At 72.0% G+C, this 1,041-nt stretch carries 1 protein-coding gene; it reads right to left on the bottom strand.

The features are described 5' to 3' along the window. On the bottom strand, positions 1-1,041 hold a 1,041-nt coding region (locus FNQ90_RS24545), incomplete at both ends, for an ABC transporter ATP-binding protein (RefSeq protein WP_182608344.1).

Genomic DNA, 1,041 nt, shown 5'->3' with positions numbered 1-1,041 from the left:
GCGGGGTGGAGGTCGGCTCGCGCAGCAGTTCCTGGATGCGGCCCAGGGAGACCGTGGCCTGCTGGTAACCGTCGAAGACCTGGGAGAGCTGCTGCACCGGCGCGAAGAACAGCTCGATGTAGAGCAGGTACGCGACCAGGGCTCCCGCCGTCAGGGTGCCGGCGGCGACCCGGCCGGAACCGAGGACCAGCACCCCGGCGGTGGCCACCGTGGCGAGCAGCTGCACGAAGGGGAAGTAGATCGAGATGAGCCACTGTCCCCGCACCCGTGCCCGGCGGTAGCCGTCGGAACGCTCGGCGAACCGCTCCTCGGCGCCGGCCTCGCGGCGGGCGGCCTGCACCAGACGCAGGCCGGAGACGTTCTCCTGGAGGTCGGCGTTGACGCCGGCGACCCGTTCCCGGGCCAGCTCGTACGCCTTGACGCTGGCCCGCCGGAAGAAGACGGTGCCGATGATCAGGGGCACGAGGGTGGCGAGCACCACCAGGGCGAGTTGTGGGTCGATGACGACGAGGGCACCCAGGATGCCGAGGAAGGTCATGATCGACACCAGTGCCTGCACCAGTCCGGTCTGCAGGAAGGTGGTCAGGGCGTCGACGTCGGTGGTCATCCGGGTCATCACGCGGCCGGTCAGTTCGCGCTCGTAGTAGTCCAGCCCCAGCCGCTGGAGGTGGGAGAAGATCTTCAGGCGCAGTGCGTAGAGGGCGCGTTCGCCGGTGCGGCCGACGGCCCGCAGGCCGCCGTACTGCACGAGCCACTGGGCGAGCACCACGCCGAGGGCGATCGCGGCGGCGACCAGGACACCGTCCAGCGCGCCCCGGGTGACGCCCTCGTCGATGCCGTGCCGGATGAGGATGGGCAGCAGCAGGGCGGCGCCGGCGTCGGCGACCACCAGCAGCAGGGCGAACAGCAGGGGGCGTCCCAGACCGCGCAGCAGGCGCCGCAGACCGTAGGAGTCCTCCGGTTCGGTGGCCCGCCGCTCGTCGACGTCGGGGGTGTCGTCGGCCGGGGGCAGGGCGGCGACCCGCTCCAGCAGCTCGGGGG

It is taken from the genome of Streptomyces alkaliphilus (genome assembly GCF_014141535.1).
Taxonomy (GTDB): Bacteria; Actinomycetota; Actinomycetes; order Streptomycetales; family Streptomycetaceae; genus Streptomyces; species Streptomyces alkaliphilus.
This window is presented reverse-complemented; position numbering and strand designations above follow the sequence as displayed.